General features: G+C 61.1%; 4 protein-coding genes. All 4 read left to right on the top strand.

Features of this window, described 5'->3' with window-relative positions:
* Nucleotides 1–372: 372 nt before the first annotated feature.
* The 4 genes from H8S57_RS16470 to H8S57_RS16455 are packed head-to-tail and all read left to right on the top strand — an operon-like array spanning nt 373 to nt 6,598.
* A complete protein-coding gene (locus tag H8S57_RS16470; protein ID WP_186909052.1) occupies nt 373–2,283 on the top strand; it encodes an HlyD family efflux transporter periplasmic adaptor subunit in 1,911 nt (636 codons plus the stop codon).
* A 4-nt stretch (nt 2,284–2,287) separates the two neighbouring features.
* Entirely contained in the window at nt 2,288–2,983 is a 696-nt protein-coding gene (locus H8S57_RS16465) for an ABC transporter ATP-binding protein (RefSeq protein ID WP_186909051.1), read from the top strand.
* Entirely contained in the window at nt 2,980–4,185 is a 1,206-nt protein-coding gene (locus tag H8S57_RS16460) for an ABC transporter permease (protein WP_186909050.1), read from the top strand. Before H8S57_RS16465 ends, H8S57_RS16460 begins: the two co-directional genes overlap by 4 nt.
* 13 nt (nt 4,186–4,198) lie before the next feature.
* The gene (locus H8S57_RS16455; protein ID WP_186909049.1) at nt 4,199–6,598 is read left to right on the top strand and encodes an S-layer homology domain-containing protein; all 2,400 of its coding nucleotides are present in this window, start codon (nt 4,199–4,201) and stop codon (nt 6,596–6,598) included.
* Nucleotides 6,599–7,126 lie beyond the last annotated feature (528 nt).

Here is a 7,126-nt window from a genome sequence, read left to right as displayed (position 1 = left end):
TCCCGGGCCGTCACATCTTGAAATTGGCATGACTTACCAGCCAAGTATGACTCCCCTTGCCTCTGTGATGACTATAAATCATCTTCCGTCCCCCGTCAACCGCTTCGGGCCATTTGTAACAAAGCTGTAAAACAAGCCATGCCTTCCATTTATATATAATGTATGGCCGGGCGGATGCACGTCTGCGTACATCCAGGGCGGGCGGATAGGTCGCGGACGCTGGAATTTTTTTGCGCCCCGGGAAACTTTCCGCCTTCGGCGCCGTCTAAATTTAAGGATAACTTAAGAACTTGTCACTGGATTGTAATTCCATACGCCCTGCCCGGGTGGTACAATGGCAAGCAGAGTACCGTGAATTAGGAGGAAGGAAACATGACGCAACAGCAAACCCCGGTTCTGGACCAGGTCGCGGCCGCCGCCGCTGCGCCGGCGACGCCGCCTGCAGCGCCCAGCGGCAAGCGCAAAAAGAAAAAACACAGCGTGGGCAAGATCATTCTGGCCATCGTCCTCATCGCCGCGGTGGTGATCGGATTGATCGCAGCCCTTTATTTCCTGGTGTTCAAAAAGGATGATTCCAAGGGTACCGCCATGACCGATTTTGTCAGCCGCGGTTCCATTCAGAGCGTGGTGGAGGGCAGCGGCTCCACCCGGGCCAAGGATTCGGCCACCGTCAGCCCCACCGCAGGCGGCACCATCCTGGAGCTGTATGTGCAGGAGGGCCAGCAGGTGACCGAGGGCGAGCAGCTTTACCGGATGGACGACACCGCCGCCCAGGAGGCGGTGACCGCCGCCCAGGAGACGGTGAACAAGTGCGCCAAGGACCTGCAGGCCATCTATGATTCGGCCAAGGATCTGACCATCTCCGCGCCGCACTCCGGCAAGCTGATGGAGGTGGCCGACCTGAAGGTCGGAAACACGGTGAACGCCGGGGACCCCATTGCCACGCTGGTCAACGACACCAAGCTGCGCCTGTCCCTTTACTATAACTATACATACGAAAACGAGATCAGCGTGGGGCAGGCCGTGCAGGTCTCCATCCCTTCCGTCATGTCTACGCTGAGCGGCAAGGTGGAGCAGATCAACAAGGTGCGCTTCATCTCCCCCGAGGGCGGCATCTATTTTGAGGTTGTCCTTGTCCTGGACAATCCCGGCACGCTTACCGAGGGGATGGACGCCTCGGCCGTCCTTACGGCTGCCGACGGCACCCCCATCTACCCCTATGAGAACGGACAGTTCAAGTATTACGAGACCACCAAGATCACCGCCAAGGTCAAGGGCCCCGTGGAGTACGCCGGGCTGCTCAACTATGCCGACGTGAAAGCGGGCCAGCTGCTGGTCCGGCTGGGCGCCGAGGACAACCAGGAGGAGATCTCCGCCAAGCAGGACGCCCTGAAGACCGCGCAGGAGAAGCTGGATACCGCCTTGAAGGAGCTGAGCAATTACAACGCAGTGGCCCCCATTTCAGGCACCGTCCTCTCCTGCAGCCTGAGCGAGGGCATGGAGGTCAGCTCCGGACAGGGCATCACCATCGCCGACACCAGCGTCATGACCGTGGATATCAGCATCGATGAGCGGAATATCGGCTACGTCAAGACGGGTATGATGGTCAATATCGACCAGTACGGCACCCCCTATATGGGGATCGTGGAGAGCGTCTCCCTGACCGCCAAGGGCGAAAACGGCGTAGCCTCCTTCCCCGCCGTGGTCAAGGTGGACAATCCCGACGGCAGCCTCATGACCGGCATGTACGTCAACTATTCCTTCGTCGCCAGCCAGTCCGACGACTGCCTGACCGTGCCCGTCCAGGCGGTCAAGTACGTCAGCTTTGCCGGGATCGAAGGCTTCGGCGGCACAAACGGCGACGGTATGACAAGCGGTACGGATGGGATGGGCGACGGAGCCATCGCAGACGACGGAGCCGTTGTGGACGAGGAAGCGGGCGGCGACGCCGAGGCCGCGCCCCAGTCCTACGCCGGCGGCGCTTCCGCCAAACCGCTCATGGCGGTGGCCGTGCCCATGCCTGCGGGCGGCGGCTCCTCCGGCAGCTACGCCGGCGTCAGCGACGACGGCACCGGCACCATCGTCTTTGTCCGTTCCGAGCAGATGCCGGAAAACGGCATTGCCGAGCCGGACCCCTCCTGGGAGTGTCCTGAGGGCTTCTGGGCCGTACCGGTGGAGGTGGGCCTTGCCGACACCACCCGCGTGGAGATCATCAGCGGCCTGAACGAGGGCGACGAAGTCTTCATCGGCTATGAGACCCAGCAGGCCGACAGTTGGGGTTGACGCGATGCTCATAGATGTAAAAAACCTCTTCAAGATCTATAACGAGGGGGAAGAGAGCGAGGTGCGGGCCCTGGACGGGGTCTCCCTGCGCATCGACCGGGGCGAGTTCGTGGCCATCATCGGGGCGTCCGGCTCCGGCAAATCCACCCTGATGAACATCCTCGGCTGCCTGGATATCCCCACCTACGGGGACTATCATCTGGATGGGGTGGATGTGACCGAGCTGACCGACCGGCAGCTGGCCCACGTGCGCAACAAGCAGATCGGCTTCATCTTTCAGGGGTTTAACCTGATCCCCGCCCTCAACGCCTGGGAAAACGTGGAGCTGCCCCTGATCTATCAGGGGATGTCTCCCTCCCTGCGCTCGGAACGGACGGAGGAAGCGCTGGAGAAGGTGGGCCTGGCGGACCGCTCCCGCCACAAGCCGACCGAGATGTCCGGCGGCCAGCAGCAGCGGGTGGCCATCGCCCGCGCCATTGCCACCCACCCGCCGATCATCATGGCCGACGAACCGACCGGCGCCCTGGATTCCCGGACCGGCAAGCACGTACTGGAAATCCTGCACCGGCTCCACGCGGACGGCTCCACCATCATTCTCATCACCCATGACAACGGCATTGCCGCCACCGCCGAGCGGATCATCCGCATCTCCGACGGCCGGATCCTCTATGACGGGGACAGAGAGGGGGCCTTCCAGTGAATCTGAATCAAGCCTTCAAGATCGCGGCCAAATCCATCGCGGCCAAGAAGGGCCGCTCGGCCCTGACCATGCTGGGCGTCATCATCGGCCTGGCTGCGGTCATCATCCTGGTGTCCTACGCCCAGGGGCAGAATCAGCAGATGCGGGCCTATTATGAGAGCCTGGGCACCAACGTTATCAATATCGAGGCCAGCTCCTGGAACAGCCAGAATATCTCCGACGCGCTCTACAATTACTGCATGGAGCTGGACGAATACGTTCTGGGCGTTACGCCCAACATCCAGATGTACAACCAGACGGTGGTCAAATACGGCGCCAAGACCCTGGACAACTATCAAACCAGCTGGGAGGAGAGCCCTCAGGTCGTGATGGGCAACCAGCAGTTTGCGCTGTGCAATAACCTTACGGTGGCCAAAGGCCGGGACCTGTCCTATCTGGATATCCAAAAGTACAGCCAGGTCTGCGTGCTGGGCTCCAAAATGGCCAGCATGCTCTTCAACTACGCCGACCCCATCGGCAAGACGATCACCATCAACGGCACGCCCTTCGAGGTGGTGGGCGTGTTCGAAGAGAAGGACCCCAACAATTACAGCGGCGTGGACCGCTATATCCTGGTGCCCTACACCATGACGCGCCTGCTCAACAGCAGCACCTCCTGGAGTTCCTTTGTGGCCAAGGCGAAGGATTCCGCCTCCACCACCCGGGCCATCACCCTGCTGGACGGCTTTTTGAAGGGCCTGATCGGGGAGAACGGCTACTACTATGTCCAGACCCCCAACCAGTGGCAGGAGCAGGGGGAGGCGCAGGATAAGCTGCAGCAGCGCTTTCTGGGCGGCATCGCAGCCATCTCCCTGGCGGTGGGCGGCATCGGCATCATGAACATCATGCTGGTCACCGTTACCGAGCGCACCCGCGAGATCGGCATCCGCAAGGCCATCGGGGCTGAGCGGCGCAGCATCATCGCCCAGTTTTTGATCGAGGCCTGCATGATCTGCGGGATCGGCGGTATTTTTGGTATCGCGGCGGGCTATATCGGCACGCTTATTGTTGGCAAGCTATCGTTCAATATGATATTATGGCCAAGCGTGGGGGTCACCGTTGGCGCGTTCTTCATCTCGGTTGCGCTGGGCGTGATCTTCGGCCTGTACCCCGCCATTAAGGCCTCCGGCCTCCAGCCGGTGGTGGCCCTGCGTGCGGAATAAAGGAGAGAGTGGAATGAGAAAACTGAAACGACTGATCGCCTGCCTGCTGACGGCGGCCATCCTGGCCGGTCTTTTGGCGGCCTTGCCCGCTTCCGCCGCAGGCGCCGGCAGCTTTTACGACATTACCGATGAAGCGACCGCCAACGCCGCGGAGGTACTGCGCCTGCTGGGCGTGGTGAACGGTACCGGCGGCGGCGCGTTCCGGCCTGCGGGCACGCTGACCCGGGCCGAATTCTGCAAAATGACCATTGAGATCATGGGCCTGGGCGGCGAGGAGCCCGCCCAGCGCAACCGCACCATTTTCCAGGATGTGGGCCCCTCCCACTGGGCCCGCGGCTATGTAAACCTGGCCTCCACCACCACCCTGGGCGGCGGGGAAGACAAGGCGGGTACCCGCCTTATCATGGGCGTGGGAGACGGCACCTTCCGTCCCGACCGCGCCATCACGTACGGCGAGGCGGTCACCATCCTCATGCGGGTGTTAGGCTACGGCAGCGGCGATGTGGCCTCCGGCGCCTACTGGTACGACGGCTATGTGGCCGTGGCGCGGTCCTCCGGCCTTTCCGACGGTCTGAGCCTCTCCGGCTCCTCCACCATTACCCGCGGCCAGGCGGCCCTGCTGTTTTATAACCTGCTCTTTACCAGTCCCAAGGGCAGCACGGAACTCTATCTGAAGCAGCTGGGCGGCGAGCTGACCGGCAGCCTGGTCATCCTGTCCACGGACGCGGTGGCGGAGGACGGCACGACCGGCTCCGTGATGACCTCCGCCGGCACCTACAAGACCGACCACAAGGGCTTTGACAGCAGCCTCAACGGCACCCGCGGCAAGCTGCTGCTGGATCGCTCCCAAAAACTGCTGGCCATCCTGCCGGATGAGGACAGCACCTTCCGCACCGCCACCATAATGGGCAGCCCCCAGGCCAATTCCATCCCTCTTCTGGGTGATGAGACGGTATCCGTCAAGCTGACCACGGCGGTTTACCAGAGCGACAGCAGCGAACCCACGACCTATGAAAAGGTCTGGACCGGCCTGCGCACCGGCGCCAACCTGGTCCTGTGCTACAACGGCTCCGGCAAGCTGGACTACCTCTACCTCCGCTCCTCCAGCGACGCGGTGAACGAGGACAACGTACTGGTGGCGAAGAACAAGCCCAACGGCGCCACCAATCCCTTTGCCTCCCTGGTGACCGGCTCCGGCGATTACCAGATTTATAAAAACGGCGTCCCTGCCGCAGTGTCTGATCTGCAGCAGTATGACGTAGCCACCTATGACAGCGGCTCCAACACGCTGTTCGTTTCCGACCTGAAGCTCACGGGCATCTACGAGGACGTCTATCCCAACACGGCGGCGCCTTCCACCATCACGGTGCTGGGCACTCCGTTCACCGTGCTGCCCAGTGCGGTGCAGGATCTGAGTACGTTCCAGGTCGGCGACCGGCTGACCCTGCTGTTGACCTCCACAGGCCAGGTGGCCGGAGCGGTGCCTACTTCTGTGGCAAAGTCCAATGCGGTGGGTGTGGCCGACGTTGCCTCCAAAGACAATGTGACCATCGAGCTGTTGGACGGTGTGATCAAGATCACCGGCAAGACTCAGTATACCGAGCCGGCCGCCCAGAAGCTCAACGGCAGTCTGGTGACGGTCTCCTCCGCCGAGCGGGGCTATCTGAGCCTGACCAAGGTCCAGGGCAAGGCGGCCGCCGCCCCGCTGGATCTGACGAAAAACACGCTGGGGACCAAGGACCTCTCCGCAGGCATCCGCTTCTTCGAACAGGTCGGCAACGGCAAGCTGGCTGAGATCGAGCGCAGCGACATTGCCCTGACCAGGATCCCCGCCGCTCAGATCACCTACGTGGGCTACGACTGGGCCGGCCGCGTAGACAAGGTAGTGCTGAACGATGTGACCGGCGACCGCTACGAGTACGGTCTGATCTACTACCAGCCTGCCGGTATGTATGACGAAAAGACCTGGAGCACGGAGCAGAATGACTATGTCACCACCAGTACTTACCGCAACGGCACCATCCGGGTCACCAACGGCAGCGGTGAGCTCTCCTATGTGGTCGGAAGCGTGGCCGGCGCCAAGAGCGGCTATATGGGCGGCATCGCAGGCTCCATGGATCAGGTGGACGACCATCAGATGCTGGCGGGCTTTGCCGCACTGCAGTCCGTCACCGGCCTGCGCCGCGCTCAATTCGACGCCGAGGCCATGACTCTCACCACCAACAGCATGATCCTCCCCATCTCCGACCAGGTACAGATCTATAATGAGGCTACCAAGACCTGGTACACCGCCAAGGACGGCGGCCATCCGGAAAACCTGCAGCAGGCTCTGGCATTCTCCGATGATCTGAGCGTCTATTATGATAAGACGCCGGAGACAGGCGGCAAGGTCCGTATCATCGTCATCAAGTAAGCATACACAGCAGCGACGGCGCAGGCATTTTGCCTGCGCCGTCGCTGCTTGTCGAAAAGGCCTCGCAGAGTTCGCGCTCACAGGCGCGAATTCAGTCCAATCCGTTTTCTCCGGCGACATGTGCGTCGGAGAAAACACTTCTCGGTCTGTAAGTGTGCGAACTGTCCGCCTGCAGCGGACAGCGAGTGCGCGCAACAGGCCGCAGCTCTTTCGAAAAAGTGGCAAAGCCACTTTTTCGACACGATGAGCGACGGCGCAGGCAAAATGCCTGCGCCGTCGTTTTTTGTGCTTTTCAGAGCATGTCTACCAAATGTCTACCAAAAAAACGCTCAAAGCCTTGTCCCCCAAGCGGCGGCGAAGATTGTCGATTCCGCATGTCTACCAAATGTCTACCATTGGAACCTTTGAGCCGGAAAAGCCAACTTTTTTCGTTCTGACGTACCATTCTCCTTATAAAATTCGGAGTGCAAGGAGAGTCATACTTTTCGCTGGAGATGTGTCTTTCGGCTGGAAGTTGCTTCCTGTCGG

The sequence above is a fragment of the Lawsonibacter hominis genome, assembly GCF_014287895.1.
Classification (GTDB): Bacteria; Bacillota; Clostridia; order Oscillospirales; family Oscillospiraceae; genus Lawsonibacter_A; species Lawsonibacter_A hominis.
Note: the sequence above shows the minus strand (reverse complement) of the source record. Positions and strands in the feature narration are given on the sequence as shown.